This is a genomic window from Lentzea sp. NPDC051838 (assembly GCF_040681245.1).
Classification (GTDB): domain Bacteria; phylum Actinomycetota; class Actinomycetes; order Mycobacteriales; family Pseudonocardiaceae; genus Lentzea.
The window spans coordinates 213381-233652 of sequence record NZ_JBFAYI010000010.1; the positions used below are offsets into that span (position 1 = coordinate 213381).

A 20272-nucleotide genomic window follows, 5' to 3' on the forward strand; every position below is an offset into this window, starting at 1 on the left:
TTGTTCACACCCTTGAACCATTGGTTTAGACCAGTTAACGTGCGACCCATCACGTTCCCCCTGCACGTGAAGGAGCACCATGAAGAGGTTCCGCTGGCAAATCCTCACCCTCGGTCTGGCGGTAGCCACCGTGGTAGGAGGCGTCGTAGCCGCTCCCGCGAGCGGTGCGACGGGCGTGACGGCGGCGTTCACCAAGACGTCGGACTGGGGCAGCGGTTACGAGGCCAAGTACACGATCTCCAACGGCGGCTCGTCCGCGCTCTCGTCGTGGACCGTCGAGTTCGACCTCCCGAGCGGGCAGTCGATCGCGTCGCTCTGGGACGGCTCGTACACCGCTAGCGGCCAGCACATCACCGTCAAGAACACCTGGAACGGCAACGTCGGCGTCGGCGGCACGGCGAGCTTCGGCTTCACCGCGCGCGGATCCGGCGCGGACCCGTCCGGCTGCAAGATCAACGGCGACTCGTGCGACGGCACCGGCAACCCGCCGACGACCACGACCACCACGACGACGACCACCACTACGACGTCGAACCCGCCTCTGCCCGGCACCGGCCGCGGCGCGCCCTACCTGTACCTGGGCTGGGGCAACCCGCAGAACGCCACGCAGGTCATGAGCTCGACCGGCGTCAAGTGGTTCACGCTCGCGTTCGTCCTGTCCGGCGGCGGTTGCACGCCGGTGTGGGACCAGGGTCGTCCGCTCACCGGCGGTGTCGACCAGCAGACGATCAACGCCATCCGCGCGGCCGGCGGTGACATCGTGCCGTCGTTCGGTGGCTGGAGCGGCAACAAGCTGGGCCCGAACTGCTCGACCCCCGAGGCGCTGGCCGGTGCGTACCAGCAGGTCATCAACGCCTACGGGCTCAAGGCGATCGACATCGACATCGAGAACTCCGACGAGTTCGAGAACACGACCGTCCAGGACCGGATCATCACGGCCCTGAAGATCGTCAAGCAGAACAACCCCGGCATCCAGACGATCGTCACGTTCGGCACCGGCACCACCGGCCCGAACTTCTACGGCGCGCGGCTGATCGACCAGTCGAAGGCGCTCGGCGCGAACATCGACATCTTCACGATCATGCCGTTCGACTTCGGCAGCTCCAACGTCCGCACCGACACCATCGGCGCGGCGACCGGGCTGAAGAACAAGATCAAGTCGACGTTCGGCCTGAGTGACGCCGATGCGTTCAAGCGCGTGGGCATCTCGGGCATGAACGGTCTGTCCGACCAGCGCGAGCTCACGTCGGTCGACGACTGGACGGCCATCCGCGACTGGTCGAAGTCCAACGGACTGGGGCGCCTCGCGTTCTGGTCGGTGAACCGCGACCGCGGCGGCTGCGACGGCCAGGTGGCGTCGAACTGCTCGGGCATCCAGCAGGCCGACCTCGCGTTCACCCGCATCACTGCCGGTTTCTAGGCGGTCACGAGCCGTCAGCGCCATTTATTCGGTGGCGCTGACGGCTTAGCCTTGTCCCATGCGCCGACGACATTGATCTTCAACTGATCTATCTAGAACCGCGACGGCTTGGGCGTGGTGTTCGCACCTCATCCCGATCTACGCGCTGTACTCGTTGCTCTTCGCCGACAGCGGGCTGTCGGACGCCTCCATCTCCGTGCTGCTCGCGATCTGGTCGACGACAGCGGTCGTGTTCGAGGTGCCGTCGGGTGCCATCGCCGACCGGTTCTCACGGCGAAGCTCTTTGGTCGCAGCAGGTTTGCTGCAGGCCTTGGGATACGCGTCGTGGGTGCTGTTCCCGTCGTTCTGGGGCTTCGCGGCCGGTTTCGTGCTGTGGGGACTCGGCGGAACGCTGACGTCCGGCGCGTTCGAGGCCCTGCTGTACGACGGGCTGGCGGCCAACGGCGACGAAGCGCTCTACGGGAAGCTCAACGCGCGGGTCGACACGATCGAGCTGATCGCGCAGGTACCGGTCGCGGTCATCGCCACCGTGCTGTTCTCCTTCGGCGGCTACGAGCTGACCGGCTGGATCTCCGTCGCGATGTGCGTCGCGTCGTCCGTGATCGCCTTGCGGTTCCCGGAACCTCCTCGCGAGTCGGACGAACACGAGAGCTACTTCGCGACGCTGCGCGAGGGTCTGCGGGCGTCCGTGCCGATCAAACGTGCTGTGCTGGCAGTGGCTCTGGTGTACGCGATCGACGCGTTCGAGGAGTACTTCGCTTTGCTGGCCCAGGACTGGCACGTGCCGACGGTGTGGGTGCCGCTCGCGACCATCGGGGTGCCGCTGCTGGGTGCGGCCGGTGCGTCGCTCGGCGGGCGGTTGCCGTTCCGGGGCTGGGTTCTGTTCGCTGCTGGCGTGGTGCTGATGCTCGCCGCGGTGTGGGCTGTGCCGTGGGCGATCGTCCTGTTGGGACTGTTCTACGGCCTGTACCGGTTCGTCCTGGTGCAGGTGGAAACCGAGCTGCAGCACCGGATCGAGTCCGATGCCCGTGCCACGGTGACGTCCGTGGCCTCGATCGGGTCCGAGTTCGTGGCGTTCGCGATCTACGGGCTGTGGGTGCTCGGGTCGGCGTTCGCGATCGGTGTGCTGATTCTGGTGGTGGCGCTGGTGATCCGGCGTCAGTGAGGAAGAGCGCGCTTCGGCCGGCGTTCGTCGTTGCTGTCGCGGTAGTCCTCGATCGCGAGCGCCACGTCGAACGCCGTCCGCGTGCCTTCGAGCGCGGGCAGGTAGTGGACGCCGCGGGCCAGCGCGTCCAGGTCGACGCTGAAGTACACGCCCATCAACGGGTTCACGAACAGCTCGCTGCCCTCGGTGCGGCTGGTGAACCGCACGTCGCCGAACTCGCCCCTGAGCGCGGCCGCGATCTGGCCGTTGACGATGCTCGGCGACAGCGGCGTCGCCTCCTGCGCCTGCTGGACCGCGGTGGTGTAGGCGCGGGCCTCGTGGCTGTCGGACGGGATCGACAACGCGCCCAGGTACGCGCCCTGCTTGTCCAGCGCGGCAAGGTTTTCCAGCACGTGCGCGTGGCACACCCCGTGATACGCGTCGATGCCGAACCCGAGGCTCACGACGATCTTCGCGGGCACGTCGAGCGCGTGCACCGCGGCGAGGCTCGTCATGTCCTCGGTCGGCGTGCCGAGGTGCTGTTCGTCGCCGCGCAGCAGGATGTCCGTGCCGCCGTCGACCAGCACCACCGCGTCGATCTCGAGCTTCTTGACCAACGTCCGGTAGGCGCGGCGCAGTGGTGTGACGCCCGTCCTCGGGAACGCGTAGACGGTGTCGCCGAGGAACCGGGCGAGCTCACGTTCGGGGAAGTAGGCGTCCTCGCCGCTGGTCTCGGGTTCGACAGCGGCCAGCCCGCGTTCAAGCCACGCGTCGAGGTCGAGGCGTTCCAGGTCGCTGAAGCTCAGGCTGGCGTAGTGGACCCGCTTGCCGAGACCGCGCAACGCGATCCCGAGCGGCAGCCCGGCGAACACGTCGAACCCGCCGCCCGCACCGGCGATCAGGACGTTCCGCGCACCGTGGAGTCTGGCGAAGAGCGGCGGCTGGGCAAGGCTGAACACGTGTCCGACAGTAGCTTTTCGATCTGCTCCTGGCTGCTGACTTTGATCAGCAACCGGTCGGGGTCGAGCGCGAGGCCGTCGTCGAGGTGGTCGGCCAGCACACCGAGCCGGGGGTTCGCGGCTTGGTCGCGATACCGGGCGACGTGTTCGGTCTGATCGGCGAACACGAACAGCCCGTCGTCGTGCTCGGCGGCCAGATCGGCGATCTCAGGTGAGCGCGTACAGGCGTGCCACACGTAAGGCCTGGTGGGCCACAACGATCTGAGCGTCTCGTAGTGCTCGATCGTCAACGGCAGGCTGTACTCGATCTCCTTGCCGAACCACCCGAACACCTTCGCGGTGTTGCCCCTGCCGAGCACGAGGTCGACCCGGTCCGGGGCGAGCAGGCACAGGGTGGCGTACTCGGCCGCGAGCCGCGCCGGGTCGTTCGTGGTGATCAAGGTCGTGGCGGTGGAGAGCCGCAAAGTCGTCCGTGCGGCGATGAACGCGAGCAACGTGGTGGGGGAGGACGAGGTGTAGGGCGGGTTGTGGTGCTCACCGACCGCGAAGACGTCGAAGCCCGCTTCCTCGGCCGCCACCGCGAGGCCGACGATCTCGGCCGGGGCGAGGTCACCGGCGGTGAAGACACCGAGTTGCACGGATTCAGTGTGATCGGTCGAGCCACAACGTCCACAGGCAGCCCGCCGCGGCCAGCACACCGCCGGTGGCCAGCGCCATGGGGATGTCCTCGGCGTTCGCGACGAAACCGAGCAGGATCGGGCCACCACCCAGGCCGATGTCGATGAACGCGCTGGCGGTTCCGGACGCGGCGCCGCGCTGGTGCGGCTCGGCGGTGGCGAAGATGGCCGCGAAGAACGCCGGGGTGCTGAAGGTGACGCCCACGCCGAGCACGATGCTGCCCACGATGAGCGTGTCCGGGGTGGCGGTGAGGACCAGCCCGGCCGCGATGGTGGCCAGTGCCGCGGCGCCGAGCTTGAGAGGCGGCAGGCGGTCCGGGACCTTCGCGAACACGGCCCTCGCCGTCACGACCGTGGCGCCGTAGAGGAACAGGGGAAGGCTGGTGTTCTCGAGTCCGGTCTGCTGCGCGCGCAGTGCGGAGAACGCCATGAACCCGCCGCTGGCCGCGAGTGCCGTGCAGAGCGCGATGGACGCCGGGACGGCCGGGCGGTGGATCAGGCTCGACCGCGTGGCTTTGGTGGGCGTGCCGGTCTCGCCGATGAACACCACGGTCACGGCGGTGGCGATGCAGAGCGCCGCGGCGGTGAGCCAGGCGGCGGGGAACGAGAACCGCGTCAGCACCTCGCCGAGCGGTGGGCCCGCGGCGAGTCCGAGGTAGAGGCTGAGCGAGTTGAAACTGAGGGCTTCGCCGAGGCGTTCCGGTGGGGCGATGTCGACGAGCGCGGCGAAGGCGGCCACGAAGTAGGCGGCTTCGCCGACGCCCAGCAGGAGTCTGAGGGCGATGATCGTGGGCAGATCGGTGGCGAACGTGGTGAGGGCGAGGCTGATGGCGGCGAGTGCGGTGCCGCCCAGGAGCAGCGGTCTTCGTCCGATGCGGTCGGTGAGGCGGCCTGTCACCGGGCGGAGCAGGAGCGCGGAGATGGCGAACGCACCGAACGCGAGGCCCGCCGCGGCTTCCGAGTCGTGCAGCGGGCCCGTGACGTACAGGGGCAGGGCGTAGACCGCGATGCCCATCGCGGTGAAGTAGCCCAGGTCAGCGGCCGTGAGAAGGGCGAAGCGCGAGGTCAGCAGGCGCGCCATCGCAACAGGGTGCGCTAGGCGGCGCCGTTCCGCATTTCGGGCACGAACGCGGCGAAGGTGCGCAGGCCGGGGTGCAGGGCGCAGCTCCAGCTGTCGAAAGTGCTCATCAGATGAGCACTTTCTGGCCGGTCCCCAACTCGACCTTCCAAAATTTTCTGGGGAGCCTCCCGAAGGTGCCGCCACCTGGGCGATTCCACTGGCAGCGGCGTAACGCCAGGATCTGCGGATCAGATCAAACGTCACAAGCCGGACATTCGCGGAGGCCGCCGTGCTAGTCGTCCAGATCTTCCTGCCGCTGGCGCTGGCCCTGGTCATGTTCGGACTGGGCCTGACCCTCACCGTCGCCGACTTCGCGCGCGTCGCGAAGTACCCCAAGGCCGCGCTGATCGCGTTGGTCTGCCAGGTGGTCGTCCTGCCCGCGATCTGCCTCGGGCTCGTCCTGGCGTTCGGGCTCAAGGGCGTGCTCGCGGTCGGCATGATGCTGCTGGTGGCGTCGCCGGGCGGGACGTCGGCGAACCTCTTCAGCCACCTCGCTGGCGGCGACGTGGCGCTCAACATCACCCTCACCGCGATCAACTCGGTGCTCGCGGTGTTCACGTTGCCGGTGGTGGTCGGGCTGAGCATGGCGCACTTCCTGGGTGACGACGCGGCGGTCGGGTTGCAGCCGGCGAAGTTCGTGCAGGTGTTCGCGATCGTGCTGGTGCCGGTGGCGATCGGGATGTGGGTGCGCAGCCGCTTCCAGGCCTGGGCGCTGCGGATGAACGACCCGGTGCGGATCGCGTCCGTGGTCGTGCTGGTGCTGGTGATCATCGCGGCGATCGCGCAGGCGTACCAGCAGCTGCTCGACAACATCGGCACGCTGGGGCCGGTCGCGCTGCTGCTGAGCATCTTGAGCCTGTTGATCGGGTACTACGTGCCCAAGGCGTTCAAGGTCGAGCGGAGTCAGGCGGTCGCGTCCGCCATGGAGATCGGGATCCACAACGCCACGATCGCGATCACGTTGGCGTTGACGGTGTTGAACGACGAGACGATGGCGATTCCGCCTGCCGTGTACGGCGTGCTGATGTACCTGCCGGCTGCGGTGGCGGCTCGGTTGCTGTCGCGGCAAAAGGGGTTGCGCGCGCAGCTAGGTTGATCCACGACATGCGTTCAACCTTCACAGCGGCCGTTCTCGTTGCCGCAACAGCAGTTCCCGCCCACGCCGCGGGAACCACCATCCTCACCGACACAGGATTCGTGTCAGGAAGCATCACCAACTCTCAGCGCTCCTTCCAAGGAGTTCCTTTCGCCGCGCCGCCGATTGGCGCCAACCGGTGGCGCGATCCGCAGCCGGTCCAGCCGTGGCACGGCGTCCGTTCGGCTGTGCGGCCCGGACCCCGATGCGCACAGGACGAAGGGCTCGGCAGTCCGGCCAGCGACAGCGAGGACTGCCTGTACCTCAACGTCACCACACCGGCCGCGGCGGTGAACCGGCCCGTCCTGGTCTGGATCCACGGCGGCGGCTTCACCAGTGGCGCCGGGTCGGGCTACGGCGTGGACCAGTTGGTGCGCAACAGTTCCGTCGTCGTCACGATCAACTACCGGCTCGGCGCGTTCGGGTACTTCGGGTTCCCGGGGCTCGCGGGTTCGGGAGCGTTCGGGCTGAGGGATCAGCAGGCCGCGTTGGAGTGGGTGCAGCGCAACATCAGGCAGTTCGGCGGAAACCCGCACAACGTCACGCTGTTCGGGGCGTCGGCGGGCGGGCTGTCGACGTGCGCGCAGCTGACCGCGCCGAAGGCCGTGTTCCACAAGGCGATCATCCAGAGTGGACCGTGCCAGCTCGGGATTCCCGCGGGGGAGGGGCAGGTCGACCACCCGTGGGTGCAACGTGAGGACGTCGAGCAGACCGGTGCGAAGGCGCCACACGGTTGCTCGGACCTCGAGTGTCTTCGCCGGCTTGCTGTCGGGGAGATCAAGAAGCTCACGCCGTTGTTCGCCAAGCCCGCGTACGGCACGGAAGCCTTGCCGCACAACCCGATCACGGCGTTGCAGCAAGGCCGCTTCCGCAAGGTTCCGGTTCTCGCCGGCACCACGCGCGACGAGCTGACGGTGTTCGTGGCGATGTACTACCCGCCGCTCGACGCCGCCGGGTATTCCGAAGCCCTTGTGCAGGGCTTCGGCTCGGTCAAGGCCGGGCAGATCCTGGGTGCCTACCCGCCGAAGGGTGGCGACGAGCGGAAGCAGCTGTCGACCGTGCTCACCGCGATGACGTCGACCTGCGCGACTGACGAGCTCCGGGCGCAGACCACCGCGTACGGGTACGAGTTCGCCGAGCCGAAGCCGCCGATGATCTTCCCGGGCATGCCGGAGTTCGACTACGGCGCCTACCACGGCTCGGAGCTGCCGTTCGTGCTCCGGTACGGAGATGTCGAGCTGGACGCTGAGCAGCGGACGCTCTCGGGCGAGATGGTCGACGCGTGGACGAGGTTCGCGCGGACCGGACGTCCTGGCTGGGATCGCCAGGACGTCCGGATCTTCTCCACACAGCGGACGGCACCGGTGCATCACCGGTGCGACCTGCTACGAGGTTGAGCCCTGCGGCGCGCGTCCGTGCGACTTGCCGGGCGCGCGCACCGCGTTCACCGTCGAGGTGTCGAAGGCGAACGTGATCACCGCGGAGGCGATCGCGTCGGCGTTGACGTCGAGCGCGGTCAGGTTGAGGTTCTGCCTGTTGTCGCACGGCTGGTGGTAGCACAGGTCGTACGCGACGCCCGCGGTTCCGCCGTACCGCGCGGCCTGCTCGGCCGTCTTCACGCCCTCCGCTCCGGTGAACAGGCCACCGGCGGGGATGTTGACCGCGATGAACGGGCCGTAGTCCGAACGACCGGAGAACTCCGTGTCCTCGAACGGCAGACCGCGGCCTGCGTAGAACTTCTCGAACACGTCCTCGATCTCCGCCGAACCCGGCGGGATCGGCACGGGCGCGGTGCCGCTCGAGTCGTCACCGTCGTAGACGCCGAAGAAGTAGTTCGGCGAGCCGACCATGTCGAAGTTCAGGTACAGCGCGATCTTGTCCTGCTCGGCCTGGGGCAGCGTGGCGACGTAGTGCTCGGACCCCAGCAGGCCCTCCTCCTCGGCACCCCACCAGGCGAAGCGGACCTTGGCGTTGGTCTTGACCTTCGACATCTGGATCGCGGTCTCCAGCAACGCCGCCGAGCCGCTGCCGTTGTCGTTGATGCCGGGGCCGTCCTGGACGCTGTCGAGGTGGGCGCCCGCCATGACGACGTTGTTCGCGTTGCCCTGATCGGACTCGGCGAAGATGTTCCACGCCGTGCGCGTCTCCTCGGTGAAGTCGACCGTCACCCGCACGATGGCGCCAGGAGTGCTCGCGAGGTCCGCGCCGGCCGCGAAGGTCGCGAACACCACGGGAATCGCCAGGCCAGGGGTGTCTCCGATGGGCGTGACCAGGCCGGTGCGGCCCTCCTGGCCCTCGTTGAACAGGACGACCGCTCCCGCGCCGGCCGCCTGTGCGTTCAGCACCTTCACGCTGAACCCGCACGTGCCGCGCTGGATCAGGGCGACACTGCCGGCCGCCATCCCGGCGAAGTCGGCCGCGTCGCACCCGCTGGAGCTGGTGTTCGGAGGGTTGGAGGGGTTGATCGCCAGGTCGACCGGGTGAAGGGTGCTGGTGACGGTGCCCTCGAACGTCGGCTCGAAGCCGTTGCGGTTGAAGTCGGTGTCCCGCTGGTAGAACCGCGGGTTGGGTGAGATCCGGTCGAGCTGCGAGTGGTCCTCGACGTAGGGGAAGTCGAACGCCTGCACGCTCGGCGAGTAGCCGGCTGCGGTCAGTTTCGACACCACGTAGTTCACCGAGGCCTGGTATCCAGGACGTCCGGCCGCGCGGTCGCCGTTCGCGGTTCGCAATGGGCTGCACCGCGTCGAGATGGCGCAGCACGTCGTTCAGCGTCACGGCCTTGGTGAGTTGGCGGGAGAGTTGTTGTTGGGATCAGCGAGTGCCTGTCCGGTCACAACGAGTGGTAAGACCAGTGCCAGCACGGAGAACAGCGCCGTGCGCCGCCGACGTTGAGCCATCAGGTGTGCCTCCAAGCGTTCATCGCCGCCGAATGCATCCCCCGAGGTTCCTTATCTGTCCGATGTGTCTTGTGTTACACACTTTGCGCTGTGTAGTTGTTTGATGGGAGGTGGGTGTTTGTTCCGTTTGCTGGAGACCGCCGTCCACGTCGAACCGCTGGAAGGAGACGGGCTCACCAACGTCCTGCACCTCGTGACGCTGGCCGACGGGCGCAAAGCCGTGCTGAGGCAACCGAAAGTGGCGCGCGACCTGCCGAAGTTCGTGGTGCCCGGCGCGCCGGAGATCCTCGCCCACAACGGACGCGGCGACGTGCTGGTCGAGTACGTCGAGGGGCGGACGCTCGCCGAGGCGCTGCCGGTGCCCGACGAGGTGTGGCGCAACATCGGCCGCGCGTTCGGGAAAGTGCACCGCGTCGGCCTGCTGCACAACGACGTCAACCTCTACAACATCATCGTCGGTGCCGACGGCAAGGCCACGCTGATCGACTGGGACAACCCGGGCCAGGGCAACCCGCTCGACGAGCTGGCGGCGTTCGAGGAACACCTCTACCTGCACGGAACCGTTCTGCCCCAAGCGTTCTGGACCGGCTACGGGTACGTGCCGGACCTGAACCTGCTGCGCACGCACCGGATCGCCGGCTGCATCGGCTGGCTCGCGAGCGAGGACTGGCGCGAGTGGGAGGACGACAGGACCCTGTCTCCGCATCTGCTGGCCAGGGTCCGGAACTGGCGGCGCCTGCTCGCGCGCTGGCTCGCCGACCAGCTCCGGACCGCTGTGTTGGAGACCGATGGGCTAGCGGCTGAGGTTGCGGTACTTCAGCACCGACAGCGGCCAGAACACCGCCACGAACAGCGCGGGCCACAGCACAGCCAGTAGCAACGAGTGCTGCGCGGCCCACGAGTCGCCGCCGACCCCGGGGTTGCCGAACAACTCACGCGCCGCCGCCACCGTCGACGACAGCGGGTTCCACTCCGAGACGGCCCGCAGCCAGCCCGGCATCAGCTCCGGCGAGACGAACGTGTTCGCGAACATCGTCAGCGGGAACAGGAACATCCACGACGCCTGCGCGGCCTCCGGCTTCACCAGCAGGCCCAGGTAGATGCCGACCCACACCAGCGCGAACCGCAGCCAGAGGAACAACGCGAACGCGAGCAGCGCGTTCATCAGACCGTCGTGGAACGACCAGCCGATCACCAGGCCGCACAACGCCAGCACCAGCAACTCCAGCGACGAGTTGACCAGGTCGGCGATGCTGCGCCCGGCCACCACCCCCGTCTGGGACATCGGCGAGGCGCGGAACCGGTCCGTCACGCCCCGGTCGGCGTCCATCGACACCATCATCAGCGTCGTGCCGACACCGAATGCGATCGTCTGGCCGAACATGCCAGGCAGCAGGAACTCGATGTAGTCGCCGCCGCCGAAGACGTTCATCGCGCTGCCGAACACCAGCCCGAAGATCAGCACCGAGATGATGGGGTAGGCGAGGTTCGCGAACACCCTGACCGGTTCGCGCAGCCAGTGGATGAGATCGCGCTTGGCCACGACCCACGAGTCGACCAGGGCGAACTTCACCGCGCTGACGCCCATCGCCCGCTGAACCACCATCGCACCCGCAGTACTCCCGCCACTCGCGCCTCGTGCCACCGAAGCGGACACCACGCTGTTGCCGCTCATGCCCGGCGCCCCCGAAACGGCCACCGTGCGCTCCGCTCCGTTGTCGCTCATGCCCTGTGCTCCCGAGACGGCCGTCGTGGCTTCTGCTCCGTTGCCGCTCATGCCCCGTGCCCCCGAGACAGCCGCCGCGCCCTCTACTCCGCCGCTCATGCCCGCTCCCCAGCGCCCTCGACGGCCTTGTGTCCCGTGATCGCCAGAAACACCTCGTCCAGCGTCGGCCTGCGCAACGCGATGTCCTCCGCCTCGACCCCCTTCGCGGCCAGCGCCGACGTCACCCGCGTCAGGGCAGCCACCCTGTCCACCACCGCCGCGCTGACCCGGAACGAGTCCTCGTCCACCTCCGCGTCCGGCCCGAGCACGTCCCGCACGACCGGCAGCTCCTCCGAAGTCCGCACGACGACCTCGATCCGGTCACCGCCGAGCTTCGACTTGAGCTGGTCCGGCGTCCCCTGCGCCGCGACCCGGCCGGTGTCCAGCACGACGATCTGGTCCGCCAGCTGGTCGGCCTCGTCGAGGTACTGGGTCGTGAGCAGGACCGTCGTGCCCTCCGCGACGACCCGCTTCACCTCGCGCCACACCTCGCCGCGGTTGCGCGGGTCCAGGCCGGTCGTCGGCTCGTCCAGGAACAGCACCGACGGCCGCATGATGAAGCTCGACGCCAGGTCCAGCCGTCGTCGCATGCCGCCCGAGTACTGCTTGGCGCGCTTGTCCGCCGCGTCGGTGAGGCCGAACTGCTCCAGCAGCTCGTCGGCGCGGGCAGCCGCCTGGCGCTTCGAGAGGTGGTAGAGCCGCCCCCACATCACCAGGTTCTCCTTGCCGGTCAGCACGTCGTCGACGGTCGACTGCTGGCCGTTCAACGCCACCTGCCGGCGCACCTGGGACGCCTCGCGCGCCACGTCGAAGCCCGCGACCTCGGCGCGGCCTCCGTCCATGCGCAGCAACGTGGCCAGGATGCGCACGGCCGTCGTCTTGCCGGCGCCGTTCGGGCCGAGCAGCCCGCACACCGTTCCGGCTGGCACGGCCAGGTCGAACCCGTCCAGCGCCGCCTTCTTGTCGAACCTCTTCCGCAGCCCTTCCGCGAGCACTGCGTGTCCCACGACGTTCACCCCCACGGCTTAACTGTGTACAACGTAAGCTAGGTGTACGTTGTACACGGTTCTAGGATTCACAGGCAAGCAATTTGTGAAAGAGGGGGCTGGGTGAAGCAGAGTGATCGGGACCGGGCCGTCCGGCTGCTGTGGGAGCCGCAGCCGGAGTCGAGCAGGGGTCCCAAGGCCGCGCTGAGTCAGTCGCGAGTCGTCGAGGCGGCGCTGAAGGTCGCCGACGCGGAGGGCGTCGAGGCGATCACGATGCGCCGGGTGGCCGAGACGCTGGGCTTCACCACGATGTCGTTGTACCGGCACGTGCCCGGCAAGTCCGAGTTGCTCGACCTGATGGTGGACGCGGCCTGGGGTGAGACCGCTCCCACGCCGGCCGGTCCGTGGCGGGACGGGCTGGAGCACTACGCCGGCGAGGTGTGGCGGATGTACCGCGCGCATCCGTGGATGCTGCAGCTCACCACCTCGCGCCGCACGCCGGGCCCGCGTGCGATGGCCGCGTTCGACCGGGCGCTCGCGGTGGTCGCCGAGCTCGGCCTGAAGCCGGAGGAGATGGTCGCGGTGGTCACGGCCGTTGGACACTTCGTCGACGGCGTCGGCAGGACGATGGCGGACCGGGTCAAGGCCGAACGGGAGACCGGTGTCTCCGAGGAGGCCTGGTGGGATGGCCAGGACGCGTTGTGGGAGCACTTCACGCCCGAACGGCTGCCGATGATGACCCACATCTGGAACACCGGCGGGTACGAACGGCCCATCGGGGAGTTCGAGTTCGGTCTGGCGCGGGTGCTGGACGGCCTTGCGGTGTTCATCGAGAGCGAGGAACGGCAGAGGGAAGCACAGGTGGTTCGTCGAGAGACGTGCCTGTAGCCATTCAAGACACCTTGAGTCGTCCGATCGAGTGAAATGCCCTGCTCTCGTCACCCCTGAACGGTAGTTGCGCGGTTACGTAATGCCATTGTTATGCGCAATCAGAATGAACTCGTTCGCGAGCTGAACCAACCACTCCTATCTGCCCGTTTTCACTTACGACACCGTTTCGCCGCGGGGGTCGAATCGGGACGACGAGGAGGTCGTATGACAGCTGGCGCGCACGACGCGGTCACCCTTGGCTGCTACGCGCTCGGCGTTCTGGACGCGCACGAGAGTCTTGGCGTGGAGCAGCACCTGAGGGGCTGTCCGTCCTGCCGTGCGCAGGTCGCCGACTTCCATCGGATCCGCATGGTGCTCGACGAGGTGCCCCGTGAGGCGTTCCTGCACGAGCTCGAGGACGACCTGCCGAAGCCTTCGGACCTTCTGCTGCAGCGCACGCTGCGGCAGATCCGGAACGAGTCCGTCATCCCGCAGCAGCGGGAGGTCGAGTCTCGTCCCAGAGCCAGTCCGCGGCCGGTGGAGGAACTCCCCGAACCGCAGCACGCCAAGCCCCGGCGCTGGCCGGGCTACCTCGCCGCCGCGGCTGTAGCCGCGGTGGTGGCGTTCGGGGGTGCCGCGGTGTTCATGCAGAACCAGGGGCCGGGAACGAACGCAGCCGCGTCCAGGACGGGTGAGGCGACGCTGGGCGGGATCAAGATGGTGGCGGAGATTTCGCCGTCGTCGCAGGACCGCTACGAGGTCAAGGCCGACATCCAAGGTCTGCCGCTCGCACAGAAGTGCAAGCTGGTCGTCGTCAAGGCGGACGGCAGCAAGGCCGAGGCGTTCGCCTGGACCTCGAAGTCGCCTGGCGCCAAGGTGTCCGGCATGGTCAGCGTTCCGCCGGACCAGGTGAAGTCGATCGCGGTCGAGAACGCCGAGGGCAAGGCGTTCGTGGTGGCGAACCTGCAAGGACAGTAAGGACAGTAAGGACAGAAACGGACAGAGGCCCGGATTCCGATGGAATCCGGGCCTCTGTCCGTTGCGTCTTACATTGATGTAATTCAGACGGCCTGCAATGTGAGCCATGCTCCGACGACGATCACCATCGCGGCTGTGCCGACGGGTGCGTAATGCGACAGGACGCGGGTGGCACGGCCGTCCAGGAATTTCTCGACGCGGTCACGGGCTTTCACCAGCAGCAATCCGACGGCGGTGAGCGTGCCGGCCATGCCGATTCCGTAACCGAGGACCAGCAGGACGCCGAACCACGTCCGGCCCAGGGCCATGGCCCCGAGGAGCACGACGAGCGCGGACGGTGACGGAACGAGTCCGTTGGCCGCGCCCATGCCGATCAGGCTTGCCCGGCTGTACCCGTGGCCGTGCCCGGTTCCGTGCCCATGACCGTGTCCGTGGCCATGACCGTGCCCATGTCCGTGGCCGTGCCCATGTCCGTGGCCGTGCCCATGTCCGTGGCCCACGCCCGCGCCGACGAGCGCCGGTTCGCGGGTCATGGCCGAGCGCAGCAGGAACACGCCGATGACGGTGATGAGCAGGCCGCTGACCAGCCCGAGCCAGCGCAGCACCTGCTCGCCGGCCAGCGCCGAGGAAGCGCTGATCACCAGGCCCAGCACCAGAACGCCGCCGGTGTGCGTCGCGGTGACCGAGGCACCGACGATGAACGCGTCCTTCGGCGTGCCCTGACGGCCCGCGAGGTAGGCGGCGATGAGCGTCTTGCCGTGACCGGGCAACGCCGCGTGCGACGCGCCGAGCAGCAGCGAGAGCAGAACAGCCAAAAACCCCAGCCAGGGGGTGAGGTCGTCGCTGCCCAGGATGTCGTTCAGGGCGGACGCGGTGACGCTCAACGACTGGATGGGGGAGCCGGACGCCTGCTTGGGTTCTGATCCGCTGCCGGGCGAGGCGGTGAAGGTGACGGACCGGACGTCCATCGGGTTGCTGAGCAGGTCCTCGGGGTACGTCCGGAGCTCGTTGCTGATGCTCTCGGTCGGCACGGAGGAGCTCGTGAGCTTGATGCCGGAGCCGGCCGCGGTGATTTCCCGCCAGCCCACGCGGTCGATGTTCGACTCGTCGCGGAACTGCAGCTGAGCTGGCCGGTCGAGGTCGACCTTGGCGGTGAACTCGCAGACCAGGCGGGTCGTCGCGAGATCCGCCTGGCCGGTGGGGTGTTCCTTGGTGGCGCTGGAGAGCGTCCACGTGATCTGGCGCCCGTCCACTGTGGACTGGTCGGTGCGGGAGACCTCGTCGCACCACTGCTTGGCGTCCTTGGCCTTCAGGTTCTCCTGCAGCGTGGGGATCTCCGCGACGTCGACCACCGATCTCAGGTCGATGCGGTCCGGGTGCAGGTGCAGGCCGTGGTAGTGGTTGACGCTGAAGTTGCCCAGCGGGTGTGCGGACGCCTCGCCGTGGATGAAGAAGATGCCCGCGATGAGCAGGGCGACGACCAGGACGGGCCGCACGACCCAGTTGGACAGGCTCACCTGCCGCCTCGCAGCTCGGCGAGCTTGCGGCCCGCCTTCAGCGCCTGCAGCGGGGAGAAGTTCGCGTTCAGCCGCAACGCCTGCACCAGGGCCTCCTGGGCCTCGGCGACCCGGCCGAGCGCGGCGAGGATCATGCCGCGGTGGTAGGAGAAGGTGGCGTTCTGCCAGCCCAGGGCGACCGCGCGGTCGGAGTAGCTCAACGCCTCGGCGTCCCTTCCGTTCATGTGCAGCGCCCACGCCATCGCGTCGGCCACGAAGACGCTCTGGCGGCGGCTCCACTCGGCCTCGGCCCGGCGCAGCGCCTGCATGCCGTCACCCCGGTCGGCGGCGACGAGGGCGGCGGCGAGGTCGTCGGAGGCGCCCTGCGACTCCATCAGCCGCTGCTGCTCGGACAGCACGTCGTACTGTCGTTGCGCCTCTTCGGTCTTGCCGTTCGCTTCCAGCAGCTCCGCGTACTCCTGCAGGTACTGCGGCAGGGGAGCGCGGGCGACGAGCTTGCGGTAGATGTCGATGGCGACCGGGGCCTCACCCCGTGCCGCCGCGACCTTCGCCTTGCCTTGAGTGAGCGCCATGTCGTCTCCTCTCGCCGCCAGTCCCTGCTCGTAGTGCTGAGCGGCCTCGTCGAGCCGGTTGTGGTCGAACGCGAGTTCTCCCAGCCTGTACTGGCAGAACGCGATCTCCTCCGGCGTCGCGGCCGCGGTCAGCGCGCGCTTCATCGCGTCGCGGGCGCCGTCGACGTCGCCGTGGAGCTCGAAGTGGAAGGAAGCGCGGGCGAACGATGCCGTGTTGGGCTTGAGGTCCAGCATCTTCTGCACCGCGTCCTGGGCGCCCGTGTCGTCGCCGAGCTGCGTCAACGCGTCCGCCAGCACGCCGTACGCCTCCGCGTTGGAGGGGAGGGCGGCGATTGCTTTGCCGGCCCAGTCGCGGGCCGTGTGGAAGTCGTGGCGGGCGTTGGCCAGCGTGCCCATGCCGATGGCGGCGAGGCCCGTGTCGCCCGCGTTCTTCAGCGCGCCCTCGGCCTTGGCGTAGTACGTCGGATCGGCCGTGACGCGCGCCAGCTCCACATAGGACGCACCCAGCTTCGCCCAGGAGTCCTTGTCCTGGGGCAGGGTGTGCAGTCGCTGCTGCAGCTGGTGCACCACGCGGTGCATCTCGTTCTGCTGCGCGACAACGGGAACCGGTTCGCCAGAATTCGGCGCAAGGGGCGCGCCCCCGGCCCTGCTGTCGGCAGGACCGGAGGCGGCGAGGTAGGCAAGCGCCGCGGTGACCAGGAGAACCACCGCGACGACCTGCCGTTGTTGGTACTTCACTTCGAGTGCGACCCGTACTTGCGGATCGACTGCTGCCGCTTGCGCCACAGGAAGAAACCGACACCGAACACAGCCGCGGAGCCGACTGCGGTGGTCATCGCCATCGGGTCGAGGTTGCCGATCTTGCCGACCGGGTTGACCGCGACGTTGGCGCTGGTACCGGAGGTGTTGACGGCGGTGCCGTTGCGGGGCTGGGCCACGTACGGGAAGTTCGCCTCGAAGGGCTGGTCGTTCGCGTCGACCTTGTCACCCGTGGCGAGCGCCTCGACGATCTTGCCGGACGCCGCGGCACCCTCCATCGCCTGCACGGCGATGTCGACCACGTCGTCGGTGAGACGGCGGCCGTTCGGGAAGCCCTGCGTGTCACCGGCGAGCAGGCCGAGACGGTTCGGGTTGGCGTTCGGGTCGATCATCAGGTTCAGCCGCAGCATCTCGCTGGGGCGGAACCGGCGCTGGTCGACGTCCGCGTTGTTGACCTGCGAGTTCAGGTCGGCGTTGATCTGCGCGCCGAGCTTCTTCGTGATGCCGGTCAGGAAGATCTCGGCCAGGTCGTCGCGCTGACCCTGCGGCGCCGGGATCTTGTAGATGCCCTCGATCAGCTTCGGCAGCTCCGGGTTCACCACCCGGTCCACCAGGTCCTTCACGCCGGCGTCCTGGTCGGGGCGCAGGCCGTTGAACGCGTCCTTCAGGCCGGCGGGAGCGACGACCTCGTTGACCAGCGGGTTGCCCAGACGGGAGACCTGCACGAAGTCACCGACGGCCTCCGCCTTGCCGGGCGAGAGCTTCAGCGTGCGGCGGGACGTGGTGCTCCAGACGCCGATGTTCGGGTTGCGGTGCACGTCGTTCTTGAGCGCCAGCGCGTGCTTGGGCAACTGGATCGCGATCGTGTTGACGTTGTAGCCACGCAGCGTGTCCTGGCCGACCTCGCTCAGGTTGCCGCCGTAGAGCAGGTCGAACACCCGCAGGTCCGCGAAGAACGCGTCGTCGGACGGACCGACGTAGACCTTGCCACCGCCCGGGATCTCCTTGATCGCCTGGTCGCGCAGCTTCTTGAAGTCCGGCATCGACGCCGGCCCGTTGGGCGACGGCGCGACCTGGGCGTTGTTGACGAGCTTGACCTTCTGGCCGTTCGAGTAGATGGCCTCGAGGTCGTAGCGCTGGCGGAACAACAGGTTCTCGTCGTCGAGCGAGTCCACCACACCGTTGGCGTACAAGAACGTGTTGTTCTTGCGCTTGTCGTCGTTGTGGAACATGAAGCGCAGAACGACGTCGGGCTTGGCGTCACCGTCGTTGTCGACGTTGAAGTCGTACTGGGCGTCCTCGGCCCACGGGAAGAAGTTGGGGCCGCCGTTGGGTTCCTGGAAACCGGACCAGTTGCCGACCAGCGTGACCGTGTCCTTGCGGTCAGGGCTGACGAACGCGTAGAGGTCCGTGTTGTCCACGGCCGGGTCTCCCGCGATGAGCGGGGCCTCGCGGTGTGACGAGGCGGTGGAGGTACCGCCGAACATGGCCGCGTTGAGCAGTGTGGCGGCCACCAGCGCGGCCGCAGCCACCTGGCCGCGCCGACCGCTGAGGACGTGCGGTGATGACATTTCAGGGGACCTTTCGGTGAGCATTTCAGACGCTGTTCGGGTTGGGCGCTCTGCGTCAGGCGCTGTGCATGAGCAGCGACGGTTCGCTGGAGTGGCTTGGGGTGTGGCTCGAGTGGTTGGTCCACCTCGCTTGGGTGAAGTCGCGAATGCCTTCGACGAGACGTTCCACGTCCTGCTCGGGACGCACGACCAGCCGGGCGAACTTGCTGGTCATGCCGAGCTTGTTGCCGCATTCGCGGATGAAGACCTGGTGCTTGGACAGCAGGTGGTCCCGCAGATCACGGCCGTCCATGCCACCGCCGAGCTTCACGAACAGGAAGTTGGCCTGCGAGGAGTAGACGGTCAGGTCCGGGATGCGGGAGAGCTCCATCCCCATCCGGTACCTGTCGCGTGACAGCAGCCGCAGGCTTTCCGCGTACTCCGCCTCGTGCTCGGCCAGCATGAACACGATGGTTTCCGCGAGGGAGTTGAGGTTCCACTTCGGCAGCGTCTTGCGCATCTTGCCGGCCAGCCCCGGGTTCGCGACCAGGTAACCGAACCGGATGCCGTGCAGGCCGAAGTTCTTGCCGAGGCTCTTCAGCACCACCACGTTGGGCCTGATGGACGCCTCCGCGGCGACGCTCGGGTTGCGCTCGACCTCAACGAAGTCGATGAACGACTCGTCGATGATCACGAGATCGAGGTCGCTGAGCTCGTCCATGAACCGGACGATCTCCCGGCGCGCCAGATATCCGCCGTCGGGGTTGTTCGGGTTGCAGATGACCGCGACCCTGCTGCCCCTCGTGCGGATGAACTTGATGTACTCGTCGATGTCGAGCTCGAAGTTGTTGCTCTCCTGGAGCAGGAACATGTCGACGCGCTTGTTGCTCTCCATCGGCTGGTCGGTCCACCGGCCGAAGGTGGGGATCGGGATCGCGATGCTGTCGTGGATCCAGAGGTGGTCCATCCACGTGATGAGCTCGGTGCTGCCGTTCGACATCGCGAGCGTGGCCGGGTTCAGGCCCAGGACCTTCGACAGCTGGTCCGCGATCTTGCTGGAGTCGCTCGGGTAGAACTTGAGGACCGATTCGAGGTTCTTGCTCAGTTCCTCGAACATCTCCGGCGTCGGAAAGTACGGGTTGCAGGGGATGCAGAAGTCGACGAGCTCACCTGCGCCCGTGCGCGACAGCTCGAAATAGGACGGGCTGTGCGCGGTCTGCTGGAAGAGACCCGAGTCCACACCATGCCGCACGCGATCACTCCGTCCCTCGGTCCGTTTCCGACACCGGGGCATACGTGCCGTTGTTCATCCCGGTTCACGGGTCAGTTTCGGGAAGGTCTCGAGCGGGTCACGCTGCGCAACCTGTGAGGTGGGGTGTTCGGTGTGGGGATCGCCCGGTGTTCGGTGTGGGGATCGGGTGGTGTTTTCGTTCGGGATGTTTTTCGGGGGGCCGGATTTGTTGGGGCCTTCGGCCGCGCGCTGGGTCCGTGGGTCGTCCCCCGGTTGCGTCGGCGGGCGGCGGTTGGTTGTCCGTAGGTGGGCGCGTGCCGTCTGGGGCCTGGCGGTTGCGATCCGCGATTTGGGTGGGTGGTCGGCTTGGTCTGGGCGGGTCCCGTTCCGTGCGCGGCTCCCGTGGGTGGTCGGGCTTGCGTTGGGGCGCGTCCCGATTCCGTGCGCGGGCCTTGTGGGTGGTCGCCTTGTGTAGGGCGGGTCCCGTTCCGTACGCGGTTGGGGTGGGTGGTCACCTCGGCGGGGCGCGTCCTGTTTCAAGCGAGGGCTCTGCCCTTGCCCCGCCAATCTGATCAAAGACCCACCAGCGCCGTCGGCGGGTTGATGGCACGCCTGTTGCTTTGGGCGGCTGCCGGTTGCGTTTCTGGTTGCGGTGGTGGGGTGGGTCCCGTCACGAGTCGCGTCCGAGCGAG

Annotated in this window: 17 protein-coding genes; 7 read left to right on the top strand and 10 right to left on the bottom strand. The window is 67.8% G+C overall.

What is annotated here, in order from left to right; all coding sequences use genetic code 11:
* The first annotated feature begins 79 nt into the window (after window positions 1-79).
* Window positions 80-1420, top strand: coding sequence for a cellulose binding domain-containing protein (locus tag AB0M24_RS23645; protein WP_363771546.1), 1341 nt, complete (start codon window positions 80-82; stop codon window positions 1418-1420).
* A 154-nt stretch (window positions 1421-1574) separates the two neighbouring features.
* Window positions 1575-2585 (top strand): MFS transporter, encoded by a 1011-nt coding sequence (locus AB0M24_RS23650; RefSeq protein WP_363771549.1) that lies wholly within the window; start codon window positions 1575-1577, stop codon window positions 2583-2585.
* On the opposite strand, the gene AB0M24_RS23655 is transcribed toward AB0M24_RS23650, so the two are convergent.
* From AB0M24_RS23655 to AB0M24_RS23665, 3 genes are read right to left on the bottom strand one after another with little or no spacing between them, the layout of a single operon-like run.
* Complete coding sequence (locus AB0M24_RS23655; RefSeq protein WP_363771552.1) at window positions 2579-3523, bottom strand: DUF1152 domain-containing protein; 945 nt, start codon at window positions 3521-3523, stop codon at window positions 2579-2581. The two genes, AB0M24_RS23650 and AB0M24_RS23655, sit on opposite strands and share 7 nt — an antisense overlap.
* Window positions 3463-4161, bottom strand: a complete 699-nt coding sequence (locus tag AB0M24_RS23660; protein WP_363771555.1) for an LLM class flavin-dependent oxidoreductase — start codon at window positions 4159-4161, stop codon at window positions 3463-3465. Before AB0M24_RS23660 ends, AB0M24_RS23655 begins: the two co-directional genes overlap by 61 nt.
* A 4-nt stretch (window positions 4162-4165) precedes the next feature.
* Window positions 4166-5281, bottom strand: coding sequence for an MFS transporter (locus AB0M24_RS23665; RefSeq protein ID WP_363771557.1), 1116 nt, complete (start codon window positions 5279-5281; stop codon window positions 4166-4168).
* A 268-nt stretch (window positions 5282-5549) separates the two neighbouring features.
* Here AB0M24_RS23665 and AB0M24_RS23670 point away from each other — a divergent pair, with 268 nt between their 5' ends.
* Window positions 5550-6416 carry a bile acid:sodium symporter family protein gene (locus AB0M24_RS23670; protein ID WP_363771559.1) on the top strand — a complete coding sequence of 289 codons (867 nt, stop codon included), beginning with the start codon at window positions 5550-5552 and terminating at the stop codon, window positions 6414-6416.
* 8 nt (window positions 6417-6424) lie between these two features.
* Window positions 6425-7852 carry a carboxylesterase family protein gene (locus tag AB0M24_RS23675; protein ID WP_363771561.1) on the top strand — a complete coding sequence of 476 codons (1428 nt, stop codon included), beginning with the start codon at window positions 6425-6427 and terminating at the stop codon, window positions 7850-7852.
* Here AB0M24_RS23675 and AB0M24_RS23680 read toward each other — a convergent pair.
* On the bottom strand, window positions 7841-9184 hold the full coding sequence (locus AB0M24_RS23680) for a M28 family metallopeptidase (RefSeq protein ID WP_363771564.1): 1344 nt from the start codon (window positions 9182-9184) through the stop codon (window positions 7841-7843). The two genes, AB0M24_RS23675 and AB0M24_RS23680, sit on opposite strands and share 12 nt — an antisense overlap.
* Before the next feature lie 286 nt (window positions 9185-9470).
* Here AB0M24_RS23680 and AB0M24_RS23685 point away from each other — a divergent pair, with 286 nt between their 5' ends.
* Window positions 9471-10229 (top strand): lipopolysaccharide kinase InaA family protein, encoded by a 759-nt coding sequence (locus tag AB0M24_RS23685; protein ID WP_363771567.1) that lies wholly within the window; start codon window positions 9471-9473, stop codon window positions 10227-10229.
* On the opposite strand, the gene AB0M24_RS23690 is transcribed toward AB0M24_RS23685, so the two are convergent.
* Window positions 10146-11177: an ABC transporter permease gene (locus AB0M24_RS23690; RefSeq protein WP_363771570.1), complete on the bottom strand. Its 1032-nt coding sequence runs from the start codon at window positions 11175-11177 to the stop codon at window positions 10146-10148. The genes AB0M24_RS23685 and AB0M24_RS23690 overlap by 84 nt on opposite strands.
* Window positions 11174-12124 carry an ATP-binding cassette domain-containing protein gene (locus AB0M24_RS23695; RefSeq protein WP_363771573.1) on the bottom strand — a complete coding sequence of 317 codons (951 nt, stop codon included), beginning with the start codon at window positions 12122-12124 and terminating at the stop codon, window positions 11174-11176. Before AB0M24_RS23695 ends, AB0M24_RS23690 begins: the two co-directional genes overlap by 4 nt.
* A gap of 102 nt (window positions 12125-12226) precedes the next feature.
* On the opposite strand from AB0M24_RS23695, the gene AB0M24_RS23700 reads away from it, so the two are divergent.
* Together AB0M24_RS23700 and AB0M24_RS23705 are read left to right on the top strand one after the other, a co-directional pair.
* Complete coding sequence (locus AB0M24_RS23700) at window positions 12227-12991, top strand: TetR/AcrR family transcriptional regulator (RefSeq protein WP_363771576.1); 765 nt, start codon at window positions 12227-12229, stop codon at window positions 12989-12991.
* 207 nt (window positions 12992-13198) lie between these two features.
* Complete coding sequence (locus AB0M24_RS23705) at window positions 13199-13951, top strand: zf-HC2 domain-containing protein (RefSeq protein WP_363771579.1); 753 nt, start codon at window positions 13199-13201, stop codon at window positions 13949-13951.
* 83 nt (window positions 13952-14034) lie between these two features.
* Here the strand turns inward: AB0M24_RS23705 and AB0M24_RS23710 are convergent, their stop codons facing one another.
* Genes AB0M24_RS23710 through AB0M24_RS23725 form a run of 4 tightly spaced genes read right to left on the bottom strand, consistent with a single transcriptional unit; the run spans window position 14035 to window position 19601 of the window.
* Complete coding sequence (locus AB0M24_RS23710; protein ID WP_363771581.1) at window positions 14035-15468, bottom strand: High-affinity nickel-transporter; 1434 nt, start codon at window positions 15466-15468, stop codon at window positions 14035-14037.
* On the bottom strand, window positions 15465-16778 hold the full coding sequence (locus AB0M24_RS23715) for a tetratricopeptide repeat protein (RefSeq protein ID WP_363771584.1): 1314 nt from the start codon (window positions 16776-16778) through the stop codon (window positions 15465-15467). The genes AB0M24_RS23710 and AB0M24_RS23715 overlap by 4 nt, the downstream gene beginning before the upstream one ends.
* Entirely contained in the window at window positions 16775-18370 is a 1596-nt protein-coding gene (locus tag AB0M24_RS23720; protein ID WP_363771587.1) for a DUF4331 domain-containing protein, read from the bottom strand. The genes AB0M24_RS23715 and AB0M24_RS23720 overlap by 4 nt, the downstream gene beginning before the upstream one ends.
* Before the next feature lie 55 nt (window positions 18371-18425).
* Window positions 18426-19601 carry a histidinol-phosphate transaminase gene (locus AB0M24_RS23725; protein WP_363771590.1) on the bottom strand — a complete coding sequence of 392 codons (1176 nt, stop codon included), beginning with the start codon at window positions 19599-19601 and terminating at the stop codon, window positions 18426-18428.
* Window positions 19602-20272: the final 671 nt, after the last annotated feature.